This window comes from Azospirillum sp. P4_B5 (assembly GCF_056402275.1).
On the sequence record NZ_JBFUHT010000033.1, the window covers coordinates 106,721 to 123,357 of the forward strand.

18 protein-coding genes and 1 pseudogene are annotated in these 16,637 nt (G+C 68.3%); 6 read left to right on the top strand and 13 right to left on the bottom strand.

The genetic code is table 11. The annotated features are described in order from the left end of the window. The first annotated feature begins 311 nt into the window (after window positions 1-311). From AC1DVI_RS22810 to AC1DVI_RS22830, 5 genes are all read left to right on the top strand, one after another. The gene (locus AC1DVI_RS22810) at window positions 312-1,199 is read left to right on the top strand and encodes an NAD(+)--dinitrogen-reductase ADP-D-ribosyltransferase (RefSeq protein ID WP_476959905.1); all 888 of its coding nucleotides are present in this window, start codon (window positions 312-314) and stop codon (window positions 1,197-1,199) included. Between the two features lie 27 nt (window positions 1,200-1,226). Beyond that, on the top strand, window positions 1,227-2,120 hold the full coding sequence (draG, locus tag AC1DVI_RS22815) for an ADP-ribosyl-[dinitrogen reductase] hydrolase (protein WP_476959906.1): 894 nt from the start codon (window positions 1,227-1,229) through the stop codon (window positions 2,118-2,120). Between the two features lie 8 nt (window positions 2,121-2,128). Further along, complete coding sequence (locus tag AC1DVI_RS22820; RefSeq protein ID WP_476959907.1) at window positions 2,129-2,557, top strand: ArsC/Spx/MgsR family protein; 429 nt, start codon at window positions 2,129-2,131, stop codon at window positions 2,555-2,557. 75 nt (window positions 2,558-2,632) lie between these two features. Further along, on the top strand, window positions 2,633-3,400 hold the full coding sequence (locus AC1DVI_RS22825) for a class II glutamine amidotransferase (RefSeq protein WP_149166711.1): 768 nt from the start codon (window positions 2,633-2,635) through the stop codon (window positions 3,398-3,400). Between the two features lie 149 nt (window positions 3,401-3,549). Then, window positions 3,550-4,176 (top strand): FMN-dependent NADH-azoreductase, encoded by a 627-nt coding sequence (locus AC1DVI_RS22830; RefSeq protein WP_476959908.1) that lies wholly within the window; start codon window positions 3,550-3,552, stop codon window positions 4,174-4,176. A 151-nt stretch (window positions 4,177-4,327) separates the two neighbouring features. Here the strand turns inward: AC1DVI_RS22830 and AC1DVI_RS22835 are convergent, their stop codons facing one another. From AC1DVI_RS22835 to AC1DVI_RS22890, 12 genes and pseudogenes are all read right to left on the bottom strand, one after another. Beyond that, entirely contained in the window at window positions 4,328-5,206 is an 879-nt protein-coding gene (locus tag AC1DVI_RS22835; RefSeq protein ID WP_476959909.1) for an SIR2 family protein, read from the bottom strand. Window positions 5,207-5,294: 88 nt separating this feature from the next. Then, a complete protein-coding gene (locus AC1DVI_RS22840; RefSeq protein WP_476959910.1) occupies window positions 5,295-6,485 on the bottom strand; it encodes a DegT/DnrJ/EryC1/StrS family aminotransferase in 1,191 nt (396 codons plus the stop codon). Between the two features lie 14 nt (window positions 6,486-6,499). Continuing rightward, window positions 6,500-6,784, bottom strand: coding sequence for a hypothetical protein (locus AC1DVI_RS22845; RefSeq protein WP_103040295.1), 285 nt, complete (start codon window positions 6,782-6,784; stop codon window positions 6,500-6,502). Window positions 6,785-6,789: 5 nt separating this feature from the next. Then, window positions 6,790-6,999, bottom strand: a complete 210-nt coding sequence (nifT, locus tag AC1DVI_RS22850) for a putative nitrogen fixation protein NifT (protein WP_035672252.1) — start codon at window positions 6,997-6,999, stop codon at window positions 6,790-6,792. A gap of 41 nt (window positions 7,000-7,040) precedes the next feature. Continuing rightward, window positions 7,041-8,192 carry a cysteine desulfurase family protein gene (locus AC1DVI_RS22855; RefSeq protein ID WP_476959911.1) on the bottom strand — a complete coding sequence of 384 codons (1,152 nt, stop codon included), beginning with the start codon at window positions 8,190-8,192 and terminating at the stop codon, window positions 7,041-7,043. A 34-nt stretch (window positions 8,193-8,226) separates the two neighbouring features. Further along, window positions 8,227-8,538, bottom strand: coding sequence for a nitrogen fixation protein NifZ (locus AC1DVI_RS22860; protein ID WP_454017938.1), 312 nt, complete (start codon window positions 8,536-8,538; stop codon window positions 8,227-8,229). Between the two features lie 23 nt (window positions 8,539-8,561). Then, a complete protein-coding gene (locus AC1DVI_RS22865; RefSeq protein WP_038528952.1) occupies window positions 8,562-8,858 on the bottom strand; it encodes a nitrogen fixation protein NifZ in 297 nt (98 codons plus the stop codon). 36 nt (window positions 8,859-8,894) lie between these two features. Further along, a complete protein-coding gene (locus AC1DVI_RS22870) occupies window positions 8,895-9,668 on the bottom strand; it encodes a 4Fe4S-binding leucine-rich repeat protein (protein ID WP_476959912.1) in 774 nt (257 codons plus the stop codon). Continuing rightward, window positions 9,665-10,216 (bottom strand): hypothetical protein, encoded by a 552-nt coding sequence (locus AC1DVI_RS22875; RefSeq protein WP_476959913.1) that lies wholly within the window; start codon window positions 10,214-10,216, stop codon window positions 9,665-9,667. The genes AC1DVI_RS22870 and AC1DVI_RS22875 overlap by 4 nt, the downstream gene beginning before the upstream one ends. 44 nt (window positions 10,217-10,260) lie before the next feature. Continuing rightward, window positions 10,261-10,485 (bottom strand): annotated as a pseudogene (locus AC1DVI_RS22880) (4Fe-4S dicluster domain-containing protein); the annotation flags it as partial. 45 nt (window positions 10,486-10,530) lie between these two features. Further along, window positions 10,531-12,087 (bottom strand): nitrogenase cofactor biosynthesis protein NifB, encoded by a 1,557-nt coding sequence (gene nifB, locus AC1DVI_RS22885; protein WP_476959914.1) that lies wholly within the window; start codon window positions 12,085-12,087, stop codon window positions 10,531-10,533. A gap of 286 nt (window positions 12,088-12,373) precedes the next feature. Beyond that, window positions 12,374-13,264 carry an adenylate/guanylate cyclase domain-containing protein gene (locus AC1DVI_RS22890; RefSeq protein ID WP_476959915.1) on the bottom strand — a complete coding sequence of 297 codons (891 nt, stop codon included), beginning with the start codon at window positions 13,262-13,264 and terminating at the stop codon, window positions 12,374-12,376. A 265-nt stretch (window positions 13,265-13,529) separates the two neighbouring features. On the opposite strand from AC1DVI_RS22890, the gene AC1DVI_RS22895 reads away from it, so the two are divergent. Beyond that, on the top strand, window positions 13,530-14,573 hold the full coding sequence (locus tag AC1DVI_RS22895; RefSeq protein WP_476959916.1) for a hypothetical protein: 1,044 nt from the start codon (window positions 13,530-13,532) through the stop codon (window positions 14,571-14,573). A 53-nt stretch (window positions 14,574-14,626) separates the two neighbouring features. Here the strand turns inward: AC1DVI_RS22895 and nifA are convergent, their stop codons facing one another. Next, window positions 14,627-16,510, bottom strand: a complete 1,884-nt coding sequence (nifA, locus tag AC1DVI_RS22900; protein ID WP_476959917.1) for a nif-specific transcriptional activator NifA — start codon at window positions 16,508-16,510, stop codon at window positions 14,627-14,629. Window positions 16,511-16,637: the final 127 nt, after the last annotated feature.

Sequence of the window (16,637 nt, forward strand, 5' to 3'; positions counted from 1 at the left end):
GAACGCGCGGGGGCTGTGCCGCCCGGTTGCGCGTCTCCTGTTCCTTTCGCTTCATCGGCCACATGGCCTTGCCTCGTCTTGCGATGCACTGAATCCCAATCGAAGAACTATGGTGTCGTCTCATCATCCGTTCAAACGGATATTTTTAAGATATTTGGAGTAAGCCAAAAGTTGTTTCGGCTGTTTAATCGAATTGTTTTTGAATTCGAAATGTATTGTGGGCTGCGCGGCTCACCCTGCGGTGACGCGGACCCTTGGCGGACGCGCCGGTTCGCTGTATCCATGAAAGAATTGTGGATTTCGGGAATGTCATGGCGGACGGTTCGGCGAGCGGTGGGTTGCGGGATGCGCGGGGACGGCTGATCGATCCGGATTCGCCGCTGGCGCTGAAGGCGCATCGCACCAACCTGCTGAACGTGACGGCGGAAGCGCTGTGCGCGGAATCCTTCAACGACGAGCCGCGGCGCCTGCGCATCGGCGGCACGCGCAGCGAGCACGCCGTGCTGTTCGAGGCGCTCGACGAGAGCCCGAACAGCCTGATCGCCGCCGACATCTTCCAGCACTACATGGCCTTCATCTTCGGGCTGAACCCGGACTTCTCCGGCGCCGAGGGCACGGACGGGCGGCGGCGCTACCGCGCCAGCTACCTGCGCCTGCTGAAGGGATGGCTGTTCGATAGCAACAACGCCGAGGGGGCGGTGCTGAAGGGCTGGGTGGAGAGCCGCTTCGGCCTGCTGCCCACCTATCACAAGGAACCGATCCTCCGTTTCGCCTCCGACGCGTGGCGGACCTACGGCGAGGAGAAGGTCGCCACCCGCTTCCACAACAACAACATCAACCTGCAGCTCGACCTGCTGTACGAGTATTGCCAGTGGTGGATGCGCCGCTGCTGGCCGGACGCGCCGATGCCATCGCGCGCCAGCCACATCCGGCTCTACCGCGGCGTCAACGATTTCGAGGAGCACCACATCGTCGCGCGCCCCGACAAGCGCACGGCGGTCCTGCGCCTCAACAACCTCAGCTCCTTTTCCATCGAGCGCGACATCGCCGGCCAGTTCGGGGACTACATCCTCGAAACCTGGGTGCCGCTCACCAAGGTGGTCTTCTTCCGCGACATCCTGCCCCGCTACCCTTTCAAGGGAGAGGGCGAGTATCTGGTCGTCGGCGGGGACTACAGGGTGGGGGTGTCGCTTCTCTGACAACCGATCACGGGACAGATCCGGCCCATGACTGACCATTCCATCCGCTCGCGCGCGCTGGGCGCCTATCTCGGGCTGGCCTGCGGCGACGCTCTGGGCGCCACCGTCGAGTTTCTGACAAAGGGCGAGATCGCCCACCAATACGGCGTGCACAAGCACATCAAGGGCGGCGGCTGGCTGAAGCTGGCCGCCGGGCAGGTGACCGACGACACCGAGATGTCGATCCATCTCGGCCGCGCCATCCTGGCCGCCCCGGAGTGGGACGCCCGCCGCGCAGCGGAGGAGTTCGCCGTCTGGCTGAAGGGCGTTCCCGTCGATGTCGGGGACACGACACGGCGCGGCATCCGCCGCTTCATCATGCACGGCACCCTGTCGGAGGCGGAGAGCGAGTATCACGCCGGCAACGGGGCGGCGATGCGCAACCTGCCGGTCGCCCTGGCGACGCTGGGCGACGACGACGCCTTCGAGCGCTGGACGGTGGAGCAGGCGCACATCACCCATTGCAACGCCATGTCCGACGCGGCGACCCTGACGCTCGGCCACATGGTGCGCCGTCTGGTGCTGGGCGGCGACGTGCGCGACGTGCGCGACGAATCGAACAAGCTCATCGCGAAGCACCGGCAGTTCAAGTTCCAGCCCTACCGGGGCCTCGCCACCGCCTACATCGTCGATACGATGCAGACGGTCATGCACTATTATTTCCAGACCGATTCCGTGGAGTCCTGCGTCGTCGAGACCGTCAACCAGGGCGGCGACGCCGACACCACCGGCGCCATCGCCGGCATGCTGGCCGGAGCGACCTATGGCGTGGAGACCATCCCGCCGCGCTGGCTGCGCAAGCTCGACCGCGGCGTCTACGACGAAATCTGCGCCCAGGTGGACGGGCTGCTCGCCCGCTCCCCGGCGCTCAAGCAGGGGTGACCGCGACCATGGCCGACGTGATCTTCTTCGAAAAGCCCGGCTGCGCCGGCAACAACCGCCAGAAGGCCCTGCTGGCGGAGGCCGGGCACACCGTCCACGCCCGCGACCTGCTGTCCGAACCCTGGACGGCAGACCTCCTGCGCCCCTTCTTCGGCGACCGCCCGGTGGCCGAGTGGTTCAACCGAAGCGCCCCGGCGGTGAAGAACGGCGAGGTCGATCCGGACGCGCTGGACGAGGCCGCCGCCCTGGCGCTGATGCTCAAGACACCGCTGCTGATCCGCCGCCCGCTGATGCAGGTCGGCGACCGCCGCGACTGCGGCTTCGAGGCGGAGCGGGTGGACGCCTGGATCGGGCTGGCCGCCGGCGCGCCGGAGGGCAAGCTGGAAGACTGCGCCCGCGCCGGGATGCCGCCCTGCCCACCACCCGCAAAGGGATGACGGGACAACCCGGACTGTCGTAGGTTTGCCCCCGTCCTGTCTGATACCCGACAATCCTGCGATGGGGGCCGATCCATGTGCGAACTCCTGGGCATGAGCGCCAACGTGCCCACGGATATCTGCTTCAGCTTTCGCGGCCTGATGCGCCGCGGCGGGCAGACCGGTCCGCACCGCGACGGCTGGGGCATCGCCTTCTACGAGGGGAAGGGCTGCCGCGCCTTCCACGACCCGGCGCCGAGCTGCGAGTCGGAAATCGCGCGGCTGGTCAGCAGCTATTCCATCAAGTCCTGCGTGGTCATCTCCCACATCCGCCGCGCCAACCGCGGCCGGGTGTCGCTGGAAAACACCCACCCCTTCACGCGGGAGCTGTGGGGCCGCGTCTGGACCTTCGCCCACAACGGCCAGCTCAAGGGCATCAAGGACCGGACGCTGACCTTCTACGAGCCGGTCGGGACGACGGACAGCGAGCACGCCTTCTGCTGGCTGCTCGACCAGATCCGCATGCAGTACCCGGAACCGCCCAAGAGCAGCGGCGCCCTGATGCGGCTGATCCGCGACCTCGCCACCGACCTCGGCGGGCTGGGCGTCTTCAACATGCTGCTCAGCGACGGGCGGTACCTGTGGTGCCACTGCGCGACCAACCTCGCCTGGCTGACGCGCAAGGCCCCCTTCGGCCCGGCGACCCTGATCGACGAGGACATGAGCGTCGATTTCGCCAAGGAGACGACGCCCAACGACGTGGTGACGGTGGTCGCCACCCGCCCCCTGACCCGCGACGAGGATTGGACCGTCATGAAGGGCGGCGAGATGGTCGTGTTCAAGGGCGGCAATCGGGTGCGTTGACCGGGGATTGTTCTGATCTGTGCAACGAAGATTGGCGAAATCGGGGCTCAATCGATTGGCGTAAGCGGGCTTATGGTCACTCCCGAGACAAACCGAAGCGGTGACGGTGCCGGACCGGCGCCCCGTTTCCCGGACAGGAAGACGTGACCATGAAGATCCTTCGCATCGACTCCAGCCCGCTGGGCGACGCCTCCGTTTCGCGCCAGCTCACCGGCTCCATCGTCGCGGCGCTGCTCCAGGCGACGCCGGACGCCGAAGTGTCGGCCCGCGACCTCACCGTCGCCCCGCCGGACCACCTGACCGGCGAGCTGATGCAGGTCGTGAAGTTCCGCAACCTGGAGGGCCTGACCGCCCGCCAGCAGGAGGAACTGGCCCTGACCGACGCGCTGGTCGACGAGTTCCTGGCCGCCGACGTCGTGGTGATCGGCGCCCCGATGTACAACTTCACGGTCCCGACCCAGCTCAAGGCCTGGATCGACCGTATCGCCCAGGCGGGCCGCACCTTCCGCTACACCGAGACCGGCCCGGTCGGTCTGGCCGGCGGCAAGAAGGTCTACATCGCCTCGACCCGCGGCGGCGTCTACTCGACCAACGCGGCGATGAGCGCGCTGGATCACCAGGAGGCCTTCCTGCGCACGGTGCTGGGCTTCCTGGGCGTCACCGACGTGACGGTGATCCGCGCCGAGGGCGTCGGCATGGGTCCGGACGCCCGCGCCAAGGCGCTGGCCGCCGCCCAGCAGGAAATCGATGCCCTGGCGGTTCCGGTCGCGGCGTAAGGGGTGATTGTTCCCTCTCCCCTCTGGGGAGAGGGTTAGGGTGAGGGGGTTGCGCTTTTGCCGGACGTAGCACCCTGTGCAACCCCCTCACCCGGCCCTTCGGGCCACCCTCTCCCCGGAGGGGAGAGGGGAACTTCGCGACGTGTTTGCTTTACGGCGCCGCCATCGCGCCGCTGATCCGTCGGACGGCCTCGTCCAGAGGCAGGTCGAGGCGGGTGATGTTCTGCAGCTCCAGGAAGCGCGCCTCGTTCTTCGACAGCTCGCCCTCGATCACCGCCCAATGCCGGTCCGACGAGCGCTTGGCGATCTGGCGGGCGAAGGTGCGCTGGATCTCCTGATCGAAGCGGCAGCCGAGGTAGAGGAAGCTCCGACCGGCCCGGCGCTCCTGCACGACGGCGGGAATCGGTGTCTGGATGTCGATCTCCGTCAGGATCTCGACAAAGTCGCTGTCGGAAATCAGATAGTTCCCCGCCGGGGCCGCGCTGCCCGATGGCTTGTAGAGCAGGGTTTCCCAGCCCGACGCCGCGGCGGCTTCGACTTCGGCCCCGTCGGGGGCGTAGTATTTCACCCATTCGCCGACGCCCTGCGGATGGGACAGGCCCTGGATCTGGCCCCAGCTCCGGTCCGGAGCGGCGGTCAGCAGGCTTTCCAGTGTGTTGTCGTACCAGACATCGACGATCATTGGCGGGGCGGGCAGGGTGGCCAGCCACTGGTGCACCGGCGTCGCCGGGACCTCGCGCTTGAAGATCTCGTTCAGGATGCCGTCCAGCGTCTTGCGGTGGCGCCGCGATTCGATGAACTGGGCGACCGCGGTCAGCTGGCTGCGGATGCGGCCCGGAGCGGCGACCTTGGCGTTCAGCCGCTGGGCCAGTTCCAGCGAGGTGCGCGGGATCGGGCAGTCGGCCTCCGGCAGCAGCGCGAAGGCGCCTGGCCCGAGATAGGGCACCACGCCCCGCGCCTTCAGCGCCGCGGCGATCTCCGCGATGATGGTGTCGGTGTCCGTGCTGTCGATGACGGCGGTGTCGGTCATGCTAACCCCGTTCAGCTGGCGTTTGCCCCCTCCCTGACCCTCCCCCGCTGGGCGGGGGAGGGGAAATGCGCTGGGAAGGGGTTGCGTTTCACAAATAGATCGCCGCGCCCGCCCCTGTGTTGACGGTGGCGTCCTTCAGCGTGTCCACGATGAACTGCACCTCGTCGGCGGTGACCTTGTGGTGCAGCGGCAGGGCCAGCACGCGGTCGACCGTCTTCTGGCAGACCGGGCAGTCGGCCCGGCTGGCGCCGCGCTCCTGGTAATATTGCTGGGTGTAGAGCGCCTGCCCGTAGTCCGACGCCTCGACGTCGTGCGTCGCCAAGTCCTCCAGCACCGCCTTGCGCCCCGACGCGGTGAAGCGGGTGCCGAGATGGACGGCGTAGACCATGGGATGGACGTCGTCGGCGCCCGGCCCCTTGTAGGGCGGCTTGATGCCCTCGAAGGAGGCCATGGCCGCCTCGTAGAAGCCGACCACCTCCCGGCGCTTCGCCAGGATCTCCGGCAGGCGCTTCAGCTGGACGAGGCCCAGGGCGGCGGTCAGGTTGCTCATGCCCGCCTGGAAGGGGATGGTGCGGGTGATGACCACCGTGTTGCGGTGCTCCATCTCGCGGCGGCGCAGGTAGCGGAGCTGGTGGGCGAGGTTGCGGTCGTCAGTGACGATCATCCCGCCCTCGCCGGTCACCAGCACGCCGGGTTCGGAAAAGTCGAAGACCGCGCAGTCGCCGAAGCTGCCGACCAGCTTCCCCTTGTAGGAGGAGCCGATCGCCTCGGTCGAATCCTCGATCAGGATCAAGCCCTTGTCCGTGGCGAGCGCGCGCAGCTCGTCCCAGTGGGCGGGGTGACCGTTGACGTTGCCGGCCAGGATGGCCTTGGTCCGCGGCGTGATCTTGGCCTCGGCCTTCGCCGGGTTGATGGTGTGCTGCCAGTAGTCGATGTCGACGAAGACCGGCTCCGCGCCGGCCAGCGCGATGGCGTGCTGCACCTGATGCCAGCCGAAGGGGGAGCAGAGAACCTCGTCGCCCGGCCCGATGCCGTAGGCCTTGAGCACCATCAGCGTGGCGATGGTGCCGCTGGACACCGCCACGGCGTGGGCGCGGCCGAGCCAGGCGGCGAAGGCGTTCTCGAACCCCTCCGTCATCCGACCGTCGCTGAGGCTGCCTGAGGTGAGGATGCGGCCCAGCACCGCCACCTCCGCCTCAGACATGTCCGGGTCGATCAGCGGGATGTAGTCGCCAAGCTCCGCGTCGTCCTCGACGGAATCGTCTTCGGGCATCGTCATTCCGCGATCCTCATTCAGTCGTCCTCGTCCCGTTGCGCGATCACCACGCCGGTCGCCGTCTCCGGCTTGTTGGTGATGAGCCAGCAATGGTTGGTGCCGTCCACGAGGTAGAGGTTGAAGCCGGGCTCCTCCCGGAAGGCGTCCTCCGCCATCACCGCGGCGTGCGCCCCGGTGACGTTGGACAGGTCCGGGTTCGCCTCGCGCACGGCGCGGACCACGGCGTCGAGCCGGGTGCCGTCCGCGAAGAGGCCGCCGGCCAGGGCGGCGATGGCGTCGATCCGTTCCGGGGACAGGGCCATGGCGGTCACTCCGCGCCGCGCTTCTTGGCTTCGACGGTGATGGGCAGGCGGGTGTCCGCCGGCATCTCCGGCAGGTCGAGCGTCCAGCCGTTGGCGACCTTGACCCAGCCGCCCCACAGGCCCGGCTTCTCCATCTCGGTGATGGGCTCCTCCAGGTCCTTCTTGGCGACGTAGATCGTGTATTGCTCACCGGCCTTGCGCACCATCACCTTCATGTCACTCTCCAGTCGTCGTTCGTTTTGGGCACTCGCGGGTGTCAGGCCGCCATCCGCGCGTAGAGCGCGGGAAACTCGTTGAGGACCGATTCCACCTCCTCCGCCGTGCTGTAGCGGCTGAGGGAGAAGCGCAGGCTGGCCGCGGCCTCCGCCGGGCTCAGGCCCATGGCGGTCAGGACATGGCTCGGCTCGTTGCCGCCGGACGCGCAGGCCGCCCCCATGGAGACGGCGATGCCGGCGCGGTCGAGCCGCATCAGCAGATCCTCGGCGTCCAGCGGGCGGCCCTGCGGGTCGGCGAAGCGGATGTTGCTGGTGTTGGACAGGCGGACCGCCCCCTCGCCGTTGACCCGGCTGCCCGGCCAGCCGGCGAGCACGCCGCGCTCCAGCCGGTCGCGTAGAATCGCCAGCCCGCCGGCCTCCGCGACCGTCGCGGCGGCGCGGTCGGCGGCGGCGCCAAAGCCGACGATGGCCGGCACATTCTCGGTCCCGCCGCGGCGGTGGCGTTCCTGATGGCCGTGGATCAGCGGGGCGAAGGGCACGCCCTTGCGGATGTAGAGGGCGCCGATGCCCTTCGGCCCGTGCATCTTATGGGCGGACAGGGTCAGCAGGTCGGCGTTCACCGTGTCCACCCGGATGGGCAGCCGCCCGGCAGCCTGCACCGCGTCGGTGTGGAACAGGGCGCCGCGCGCCTGGGCGATGTCGGCGGCGGCGCCGACCGGCTGGATCGCCCCGGTCTCGTTGTTCGCCCATAGGACGGAGACCAGAGCCGTGTCGGGCGTCACCGCGTCGCGCAGGTCGGAGAGCGCGATGGTGCCGGTGCCGTCCACCGGCAGGATGGTGACCCGCCAGCCCTGCCGTTCCAGATCATTTGCCAGCATCAGGGTCGAGGGATGCTCGATCGCCGTGGTGACGAGGTGGCGGCGCTCCGGACGCTCCGCCGCGACGGCGCGCAGCGTGCCGATCAGGGCCGTGTGGTTGGCCTCCGTCGCGCTGGCGGTGAAGAGGATGTCCGCCGCCTTCGCGCCGACCAGCGCCGCCACCTGGGCGCGCGCCTCGCCCACCGCCCGTTTGGCCGCCATGCCGGCGGCGTGCGGGCTGGAGGGGTTGCCGAACTCCCCGGACAGGTGCGGCAGCATCGCCTCCCGCACCTCGGGCGCCAGCGGGGTCGTCGCGTTGTTGTCGAGATAGATCATGGGTCCATCACAGGCCGTGGCACGGAGGGGGCGGTCAGTCCATCACGCCGGGGACGCCGCGGCGGCGGCCGTCGGCGGGCGCGATCTCCTCCTCCAGGCAGCCGACGACGACGCCGGCCGGGAACTCCACCAGATAGACGGGGATTTGCGTGCCCTCGGCGTGGCCGATGCGCACGATGGTGCCGGGCGTGCCCTTGGGAGCCAAAAGGGCGCCGTCCTCGGCGTTGGGGTGGCTGCCGTCGTTGTGCAGGTCCACCGCGGCGGTGACCGCCAGACCCCAGTCGTAGAGCGGCTCGCGGGGCGGGATGAAGCCGGGCTTCTTCGCTTCGGTAACGGCGTCGCTCATCGCGTGCTCCTTAGGCGGGAGGGTCATTGCGGGTCGTTGCAGCGGGCGTCGACCAGTTCGAGTTCCTTGGCGCGCATGCCGACGATGATGCGCTTCTCGTAAAAATCGATCCCATAGATGTAATACATCTGCAGGTAGGTTCCGATCGACTTCACATAGCCGATGTCCCCGGTGCGGATCAGGAAGTCGCCCATCGGGCGCCCGGGATAGGTGCCGTCGTTGCGCACGTCGCGAAGCGCGCGGACCTTCTGGCCCTCCTCGAAGGCGGGGCGGTCTTCCAGTTCGATCGGTTCGTTCGGATCGCGGGCGCGCTCGCGCATTCGGTTGCTCCTTGGTCCGGTCAGTCGGGGTGCCGGTCAGTCGGGGATCAGGTCGCCGGTGGCGGGCAGTCCGGCGCGGCGCTTCTGCGCCACGGTGCGGACGTCGTCCACCGGGTCCTCGGTCAGCGGGGCGAGGTCGTCGGGCGGCAGGCGGCTGGCGACGACGAAGCGCACGCACCAGTCGGTGTCGCGGATCAGCGCGGCCAGTTTCTCTGGCGGCAGGCGCCGGGCGACGACCATGCGCACGCGGGCGCTGTCGTCCCAGGCCATGCTCATCAGCCAGTCCAGCCCGATGCGGTTGGCGACCTCCAGCCGGATTTCCGGGTCCTCGTCGTGCATCATCGCCGGCAGCATGCCCTCGGGCACGCGGCGGGCGACGCGCAGGCGGACGGAGTAATCGGGGTCGCGCATCAGCGGGGCGAGATCGGCCTCCTCCAGCCGGGAGGCGACGGCGATGCGCACCTCGCGGTCGGAGTCGCCGCGCATCTTCAGCAGCAGGCGGCGGGGCAGGCGGCGGGCGACGGCAGCGCGCACCGTCTCGTCCGGGTCGTCCATCAGCCGCGGCACGATGAAGATCGGCGCGAAGCGGGCGGCGTTGGCGCGGACTTCGAAATAGGGATGGTCGAGATGCTCGCCGGCCAGATCGTCGTTCCATTGGAAGAAGCGCTGGATGCGCTTGGCGTAGCGGTCCTGCACGCAGGCGCGCAACGGTTCGCAGCGCCCCTCGGCCAGACGGTCGCGGCAGGCGCAGCCGTCGCAATCGACGGGGTTGCCCAGCCAGTCCAGCGCCTTGTCGATGTCGTCGCTCATGCGTCGTCGTCCTCCGGCCCGGCTTCATGGCGGCGAGCTTCATGACGATCTGCGGCGGCGAGCAGGCGGGTGGTTCCGAAGCGGTCCTTCGGGTCCAACTCCCGGACCTTGTTCAGGGCCTCGCGCCCTTCGGCCAGACGGCCCAGCCGCAGATGCAGGTAGCCGACCGCGGTCAGGGCGAACAGGAACAGGCGCGGGGCCGGTTCCAAGCCTGCGAAGTCACCGTGATCCTTCCCGACCATGCGCCAATCGGTGTGGTTCAGGCCGATGGCCGCCATGGCGTGGCCGAGCATCCGCTCGCCGTAGAGCAGGGCGGTGTCCAGGTTCGCCTTGTAGAAATGAAACTTGTAATGGCCGAGATCGACCAGCCGGTGCCCCGGCGCCAGCTCGGCGGCGCGGGCGAGATAGCGCTCCGCCGCCTCGGCGTCGGCGTGGCTGGCGGCGGCGAGATGCAGGAACCGCTCCGCCTCGGGCGGCAGGTCGCCGCCGTAGTAACGGCGGTTGAGCCAGCCTTCATCCACCTCGTCCAGCATGGCGGTGCGCTCCATGGACACCCTCTCCCGTGATGGGACGGGAGAGGGGTTTCGGGCGATCAGGCCGGGACGCAGCAGTCGGCCGGGCAGACCGAGGCGCATTGCGGGCTGGAGAACTGGCCCTTGCACTCGGTGCATGCGTCCGCGTTGATGGCGTAGGCGCCCTTCTTGAAGCTGATGGCGTTGTTCGGGCACTCGGCCTCGCAGGCGCCGCAGGCGGTGCAGTCGGAAGCCTTGATCTTGTAAGCCATGACACTCTCCTTGGGTGTGGTGGCGGCTGTTGCGGTGGGCCGCCGGGTAAGTCCGTGGGGTGATCGGGTGTTCGGGCGTCAGGCGCGCCGGGCGGTGAAGGCGCCGGTGCGGATCACCGCGTCCTGCCCCTCGCGAGCGTTGATCGCACCTTGGCCGAGGCGCTCGGCGTAGTCCTTGAAGTAGGTCAATGCCGACTCTTCGATGTATTCGAAGGCGAAGCGGTCAACCGGCTCGATGCCGGCGTCCTTGAGGCTTGTCGATGGGCAGCCGCCGATCTTGGCGACGAAGACCGCGGTGCAGTCGTTGATCGCCGACAGGACGGAGCCGAGCGCGTCCTCGTCGCCCGAGCCGCCTTCGCAATACTGGTCGACGCGGCGGTGGCCGACGAACTTGGCGCCCTTCGGGCCGACCTCGTAGATCTGGAATTCCTTGGCGTGGCCGAAATGCTCGTTGATGCGCTCGCCGCCCTTGGTGGCGACGGCGATCAGGATCGGCTGCACCTCGGTGCCGACCGTCTCGACCACATCGGCCTGCGCGGCGGCCTTGGCGGCGTGGCGCCCGGCGCGCTCGCCCTCGACATGCTCGCGGTAGGTGCGGGCGGCCTCCTGGTCGTACTCCACCTCGCCCATCGCCTCGATGCGGTCGATGGTGAATTCAGACCCTCGATCCTCGCCCAGCAGGCCGACCGCGTCGGCGCGGCACTGGCGGCAGTGGCGCATCAGCTTGGCCCCGCCCTCGCACTGGTCCTGCAGGACCTTCAGCTCCTGCGCGGTCGGGCCACGCTGGCCGGTCAGGCCGAAATGCGTGCCGTGCGCCGGGTCGGAGATCAGCGGCATGATGTTGTGCAGGAAGGCGCCACGCGACTTCACGGCCTTGTTCACGTCCATCAGGTGCTCGTCGTTGATCCCCGGGATCATGACGGAGTTCACCTTCACCAGGATGCCGCGCGAGGTCAGCATCTCCAGCCCGAGCATCTGCCGCTCGTGCAGGATCTTGGCGGCGTCCAGGCCGGTCCAGCGCTTGTGGTCGTGGAAGATCCAGGGGTAGATGTGCTGCCCGACCTCGGGATCGACCATGTTGATGGTGATCGTGACGTGGTCGATGTTGTAGTTCGCGATGGTGTCCACATGGTCGGGCAGGGCCAGGCCGTTGGTGGACAGGCACAGCTTCAGGTCCGGGGCCTTCTTCGCCAGCATCTCGAAGGTCTTGAAGGTGTTCCGCCCGCCCGCCGCCAGACTGTCGCCGGGGCCGGCGATGCCGATGACCGAGAGCTGCGGGATTTCCTTGGCGACGGCCAGAATCTTGCGGAGCGCTTGGTCGGGGGTCAGCTTCTCGGAGACCACGCCCGGCCGGCTCTCGTTCGAGCAGTCGTATTTGCGGTTGCAGTAATTGCACTGGATGTTGCAGGCCGGCGCCACCGCGACGTGCATGCGGGCGAAATAGTGATGCGCTTCCTCGGAGTAGCAGGGATGGTTCTTCACCTTCTCCCACACTTCCGGCGCCATGTCGGCGGGGCCGTCCGACGACCCGCAGGAGGAGGACGCGCAGCCGGAGGCGGCGGCGGGCGGCGCCTCGGCGGCGGCTTTCAACTCACCCACGCCCAGGATGCTGTCGAGCGAAATAACGTTGGCCATCGTCCACTCCCTTCCCAGCCGCGCCGTCGGCGCCCTTGGTCAGGTCGTTAAAAGCAAGTTCGGGGCCAACCTGATGAATTATGGAATTTCAAATGGTTAAGTGGTTTTGTCGGGCCTGTAGGCCATGTCGGCAATCCGACAAAGGCGGACAAAGCCAAACAATGGTCGACAAACACGCCGCCTGTCGGGGACCCGACATGGTGTCGGCGATTGCGTTTGAAGTCCCCTCACCCCTCCGGGGAGAGGGTTAAGAAGGCCAACTGCGTTGCCCTATGATAAGGGGGTATCACGCGCTCCCGACCTGGAAGGCCAGGACATGGTCCTCGTCCGGCCGCCGCGGCTCTCCACCGAAGCCGATCAGACCGCTGCCGGTCAGTTTCGTCGAATCGCGGCGCAGCAGCAGGGAAGGGGAGCCGCCTGTGCGGATGAAGGTGCCGTTGGTCGAATGGTCGGTCAGCAGGAAGCCGCCACGGCTGAAGTCGATCACCGCGTGCTGGCGCGAGGTGCGGCGGGAGGAGATGCGCAGGCCGCAACTCTCGTCACGCCCCACCGTGACGCGCGGCAGCAGGGGAGTCAGCGTCGCGTCGGTGCCGCGCCCGGACAGGCGCAGGGACGGCAGGCCGCGCCCGCTGCCGGGAACCGATGTGGTCAGGGCGACGGTGGCGTTGTCCTCGGCCTCCGGCGGAGCGCTGCCGTCGCGGACCTGGTGGACGCGGACCGGGGCCGCCTTTCCTTTCACCGCGACGCTGTTCAGAAGGCGGGTCCGTTTCCGCAGGGGAGGGGAGAGGCGGTCGACCAGATCGTCGGTCGCCAGAATCTCGCCGGGGCGGGCGATGGATTCCAGCCGGGCGGCGACGTTGCAGGCGTCGCCGTAGAGGTCGCCGGGGCCGGCGATCACCGGGCCGAAATTCAGCCCGGCGCGCAGGCGAAGCCCGAAATCCGCCTGCCGCTCCATCATGGCGAGCGCGGCGCGGGTGGCGCCGTCGCTCATGGGGAAGCAGGCCAGCAGCCCGTCGCCCAGGCTTTTCACCACCGTGCCGCCGTTCTCCCCGACGATCCGGCGCAAGCCCTCAAGCACCCGCTGGGTCAGCGCCGCCGCCTTGCGGTCACCCGCCAGTTCATAGAGCAGCGTGCTGTCGGCGATGTCCACGAAGAGGAGCGCGAAGGGCTTTTCCATCTCGTGCGAAGGCCCGGATCTGGAGGTTGCGGGACGCAGGGTACAGCGTACAGCCGATGTCCCACCGTCATATCACAACCGTTCGTAACGGTTACAGGGGTCTTGGGACCTGCAGGCTGCGCCGGCGTCTTGCCGCAGCCGGAACACCAGCCGGCCCTCAAGGGTTATATTGCCCATATATTTATTCCCTTATAAGATGCGTGACGGAGCGTTGGCCGCGGTTGGAAAGTGTGCTGCCGCCAGCAGGACTTTCGGGGAGTGGATCATGACGGTATCGGGTGTGACGTCGGCGGCTTCGTCGTTTCCGGTCCTATCCCGATCCACCGGAGCGTCCCCATCGCCCGAGGCGACCGCCGCGAGCGGCGGTGCCGCGTCCGATTCCGTGTCGCTGAGCGGGCTGGGCGGTGCGCTTCGCGGCGACGGCTTGGCCGCCTTCGGCGCGCTTTCGGACGCTCAGCGCCAGCAGTTGGCCGATCTCGTCGACAGCGGGAAGATCAGCGGCGAAACGGTCAACGATGCCCTCACGCAGCGGCTGAAACAGGCCCGCGTCAGTGCCATGGGTGCGACGCAACGCATGTACAACAACGATCACGCCGCCCTTTTCCTCGATGAGACGACCAGCAGTGACGACCTGCGCGGTGCGTTGTCACAGACGCTGGCCCGGCGGTCGTCGCTGATGGACAAGCTGGCGGCGGCGATGAGCGAGGACGAGCAGGCGGCGGCGTCGAACGACTTGGCGGCGCGGACGATGAATCCGCTCCTGGCGAAGGACCGGATGGGGATGTCGCGCTACATCATGCCGGGCTTCTTCTCCATGGACTTTTCCGATTCCCGCCTGAACTCCACCAGAAAGCAGGGGGATGCCGCCTACAGCCTGAAGGCGTTGGGCGTCGATCTCGACGCGATCGACAAGGCGCTGCGCAAGACCGGCGAAGAGGATGCCGCCGCCATCCTGTCGGAGCGGGCGGGCTTGCCGGCCTCCCGAAAGGTGGCGGCCGATCAGGACTATTCGGTGGACGACGCCCTGGTGAAGCCCCTGACCGCGCCACCGGGCGCTTCGCCGCCGGATGCCCGCAACTACCCGAACCCCCTCGACTACAGCAAAAAGCTGCGCGAGTTTCTCCAGGCGTCTTTCGCGGAAATGCGCAAGGTCGGTGAGTTGGGAGGGCAGACGGTGTATCAGGTCGACCGTCCCGACCATATCCAGCGCCCCCAGGACCTCCCCACGCCGTCATCAGCGGGCGCCCCCATTGCTCAGGGAGAGCCGGTGGGGCGCCAATACATGCTTGGTTTGGCCACCCGTTACTGATTGGCCCGTTGTTGCCCGGAAGGGAACGCAGGCGCCAAGTGACTCCCCGTCCCTCAGAAGCGCTTGATCTCGATGTTGTACTTGCGCAGGGCGTAGCTCACCTGACGGGTGGTCATGCCGAGCAGGCGGGCGGCCTTGGCCTGCACCCAGCCGGTGCGCTCCATCGCCCAGAGCAGGCGGTCGCGCAGCGAGCCCGACTCCGGCTCGTCCAGCGGCACCTCGGCGGCGGGCGGCGGCGCGGCATTGGCAACCGATGCGGGCGCGGGAGCCGCGGCGGCGGGTGCGCTCGCCTCGGGCAGGGGCAGCGGGATCAGGGGAACCGGAGCCACCGGCTGGGCGGCGCCGCAGACCGGCGACGGCCCGGCGGAACAGCCCGACGCGCAGGCCGGCCACGCGCCGCCGCCGGCACCCATCGGTTCCGGCACCGGGACGGGCATGGCCGGGGTCTTCAGCGCGTTGGCCGGCGCCGGACCGCCGGGGCGTCCGGGAGGCACGCGGTTGACGGACCCCGGCCCCATGGACGGGGCGAGCCCGCCGACCGAGGCGCCCAGCGTGCGGTACTGGAAGAGGACCGAAGAGTTGCAGAGATTGAGGCTGCAGGACAGCGACTCGGTGCGGATGATGCCGTCGCGCGACTGGGTGGCCGCGCGCTCGATACAGTTCTCCAGCTCGCGCACGTTGCCGGGCCAGGTGCAGCGGTTCAGCACCTCCAGAGCCTCGTCCTCCATGACGAGGGTCATGCCGTTGTCCTTGGCGAACTTCGCCACGAAATGGCGGGCCAGCGGGCCGATGTCCTGGCGCCGTTCGCGCAGCGGCGGCAGATGGATGGTCACCACATTGATGCGGAAATACAGGTCAGCGCGGAACTTGCCGTGGCCGACCGCCTCCTCCAGGTTCAGGTTGGTGGCGCAGATCAGCCGGACGTCGGTCTTGATGGTCTTCGACCCGCCGACCCGCTCGAACTCCTGCTCCTGCAGCACGCGCAGCAGCTTGGCCTGGAAATTGGGGGAGATGTCGCCGATCTCGTCGAGGAACAGCGTGCCGCCCGACGCCAGCTCGAACCGGCCCTTGTGGTCCTTCTGCGCGCCGGTGAAAGCGCCCTTCTCATGGCCGAACAGCTCCGATTCCAAAAGCGATTCGGGCAGGGCGGCGCAGTTCACGCGGATGAAGGGCGCGTCCTTGCGCGGCGACATGGTGTGGATGGCCCGCGCGATCAGCTCCTTGCCGGTGCCGCTCTCGCCGCGGATCAGCACGGTGGACTTGAAGGGCGCCACCCGGTGGACCTGGGCCATCACCTCCAGCATGTTGGGGCTGGTGCAGACCACGTCGTTGATCGGGGCGGCGAGGGGGCGCAGTTCCTTCTGCATGCGGAAGGTTTCCCGCATCATGAAGCGGCGCTCCTCCGCCACGGTGCGGTGCAGCCGCACGGTCTGGCCGATCAGGTTGGCGACCATGGTCAGGAAGCGCACGTCGCTGCCGAAATGGCCCTGCGGGCCTTCGTCGGAAATGCGGTCGATGGTCAGCACGCCGACGACCACCCCCGCGGCCTTGATCGGCACGCCGACCAGCGAGGCCACCTGCTCGTCCAGGTCCTCGCGCCCGCCGGTGCGGTTGAGGAACAGCGGTTCCTCCGCCAGATTCGGGACGACGGCGGGCATGCCGGTCTTCAGGATGCGGCCGGTGATGCCTTCCCCGTCGCGGAATTCGATTTGGGCCGCGGCCTCGTTCGACAGGCCGTTCGCGGCGACCAGACGCAGCACATTGTCCTCGCCGACCAGATAGACGCGCCCGCGGTGCATCTGCAGCTGGTAGGCCAGCGCGCGGAGCACCTCGCGCAACGTCTGCTGGAGGTCGAGAGAGGAACCGAGGATCTTGCTGACCTCATAGATGGTCAGCAGTTCCAGGTTCGACGTGGACTGGCGCATTGCACCCGGCATGATCGACACCCCCTGCTCAACCGGGACTCCGGACGCCGCGCACCGGCGCGCTCGTCGCATTGATCCCGGCACGGCGCCTTGAACCGTTCCTCCCGGGGTGGGGTGTGCGCTCGTTGCTGATCGGCGC